Annotated in this window: 1 protein-coding gene; it reads right to left on the reverse strand. The window is 76.3% G+C overall.

Annotation, left to right across the window (positions count from 1 at the left end; all coding sequences use genetic code 11):
• On the reverse strand, positions 1–2,755 hold a 2,755-nt coding region (locus tag AB0I06_RS34200), incomplete at both ends, for an acyltransferase domain-containing protein (RefSeq protein ID WP_363122759.1).

The raw sequence follows: 2,755 nt of genomic DNA on the forward strand, positions 1-2,755 counted from the left end.
CCCAGACGACCTCACCGGCATCACCCGGCACAGCCCGCCGCAACCTGGGCACCACCAACCCACCCGACCGCACCGCCACCTGCGCCTCACCGCAAGCGACAGCGGCGGCCAGGAGTCGGTCGTCGGCGGACCGGTCCGCGTCGATCAGGACGACCCGGTCCGGATGCTCGGACTGCACGCTGCGCAGCAGACCCCACAGCGGGGCCTGGGTCAGGTCGGTGACGTCCTCGTCGGCCGCGGTGGCCACAGCGCCCCGGGTGACCACCGCGAGGCGCGCGTCGGTCAGGCGCTCGTCGGTGAGGAAGTCCCGCACGAGTCGCAGGAAGGCCTCCGTCGTGTGGTGGGCGCCGGCCGCCACGTCGTCGCGTCCGTCACCGGCGGGGGCGTGGACGAGCACCACCTCCGCCGTGGCGTCCACCCGCGTGAGGTCCGAGGCCTCCACGATGTGCGGGGTGTCGCCCTCGGGTGCCGTGACCGGTGTCCACTCCACGGCGTACAGGGCGTCGCCGAGCCGTGGCGCGGAACGGAGCCGATCCTTGGCGACCGGGCGCAGGGCGAGGGACTCCACGCTCATGACGGGGGCGCCGACGGCGTCCGCCGCGTACAGGGCGTAGCTGCCGGACCCGCCCGGCTCGATCCGTACCCGCAGGGTGTCCGCGCCGCCGGCGTGCAGGGACGCTCCGGACCAGGCGAACGGCAGCCGGATGGTGTCGGCCGCGGTGTCGTCGTCGGCGGCGTGCAGCACGACCGGGTGCAACAGGGCGTCGAAGAGGGCGGGGTGCAGGGCGAACCGGCCGGCGCCGTCCTGGTGCGCGCCGGGCAGGGTGACCTCGGCGTGCAGTGCGTCGGCCGTGCGCCACAGGCGTGTCAGGCCCTGGAAGGCCCGGCCGTAGGTGTAGCCGAGTGCGGCCAGTCGCTCGTAGACGTCGTCCAGGGGCATCTCGTCGGCGTCGGCGGGCGGCCACTGGCTCAGGTCGGGTCCGGTCGGCGGGGTGCCGCCGAGGGTGCCGGAGGCGTGCCGCGTCCACAGCCGCTCGGCGTCGGGGCCGTTGTCCGGGCAGGCGTGGATCTCCACCGGCCGGCTGCCCGAGGCGTCCGGTGTGCCGACGGCGACCTGGACGCGCACGGCGCCCTGTTCCGGCAGCTCCAGGGGGGCTTCGAGGGTGAGTTCGTCGATCCGGTCGATGCCGAGGCGGCCCGCGGCGGCCAGGGCCAGTTCCAGGAACGCCGTGGCGGGCACCAGGACGGTGCCGGTGATGGTGTGGTCGGCGAGCCAGGGCTGGTCGGCGGCGGCGAGGCGGCCGGTGAGCACCAGCCCGTCGCTGCCGGCCAGGTGCACCGAGGCGTGCAGCAGCGGGTGCCCGGCCGGGTCGAGGCCCAGTCCCCGTGCGTCGCGGGGGCGTTCGGGGGCGAGCCAGTAGCGCTCCCGCTGGAAGGCGTACGTCGGCAGGTCGACGAGGCGGGCGCCGGGGTGGAAGGTCTCGGCGGCGAGCGGCGCGCCGCCCGCCCAGGCCGCGGCGACACCGGCGAGGAAGGTCTCGCGCTCGGGGCGCGCGGCCCGCAGCAGCGGGACGGTGACCGCGTCCGTGTCGGCCAGTGCGGCGCGGGTCAGCGGGGCGAGCACGGCGTCGGGGCCGGTCTCGACGAAGACGGTGGCGCCGTGCCGGTGCAGGGCCCGGGCGGCGTCGGTGAACCGTACGGGTCGGCGGATCTGCCGCGCCCAGTACGCGGGCGAGGTCAGCTCGTCCGGGCCGGCGAGGTCACCGGTGACCGTGGAGACGATCGGGATGCGCGGCGGGTGGAAGGTGAGGCTCTCGGCGACGGCGCGGAACTCGTCCAGGACGTCGTCCATGTGGGGCGAGTGGAAGGCGTGGCTGACCTGGAGCCGGCGGGTGCGGCGGCCCCGGTCGCGCCACTGCCGGGCCAGTTCCTCCGCGGCGTCCTCGTCGCCCGAGATCACCAGCGAGTCGGGGGCGTTGAGGGCGGCGAGGTCGAGGCGGCCGGCCGACTTCTCCAGGCCGGGGGCGATCTCGGCCTCGGTGGCCTCCACGGCGATCATGGCGCCGCCCGGCCGGGCCGCCTCCATGAGCCGTCCGCGGGCCACGACCAGCCGGGCCGCGTCGGCGAGCGACAGTACGCCCGCGACGTGGGCGGCGGCGAGTTCGCCGACGGAGTGCCCGGCGAGCAGGTCGGGTGTGGTCCCGTGGTGGGCGAGGAGCCGGAACAGGGCGACCTCGACGGCGAACAGCGCGGGCTGGGTCCAGGCGGTGCGGTGCAGCAGCCGGCCGGGTTCGCTGTCCGCGTCGGCGAACATCACCGTGCGCAGCGGCAGGTCGAGGTGCTCGTCGAGGGCCGCGCACACCTCGTCGAGGGCCGCCGCGAACACCGGGGAGGCGGCGTACAGTTCGCGGCCCATGCCGGCGCGCTGGGCGCCCTGCCCGGTGAAGAGGAAGGCGGTCCGGCCGGCGCCGGTGGCGTCGCCGGTGACGATTTGGGGGGTGTCCTCGCCCCGGGCCAGGGCGGCGAGCCCGGTCAGGAGGGTGTCGGTGTCGACGGCGGTGACCACGGCGCGCCGGGGCAGGGCGGTGCGGGTGAGGGCGAGGGAGGCACCGAGGTCGGCGGGGTGCGTGCCGCTCTTCGTGACGTGGTCGTGCAGGCGCTGGGCCTGGGCGCGCAGCGCCGTCTCGTCCCGCGCGGACAGCACGAACGGAACAGGACCCGACGGCTCCGGCCGCTCGGCGACCTCCTCCTCCTG

The organism is Streptomyces sp. NPDC050674 (assembly GCF_040654575.1).
Classification (GTDB): Bacteria; Actinomycetota; Actinomycetes; order Streptomycetales; family Streptomycetaceae; genus Streptomyces.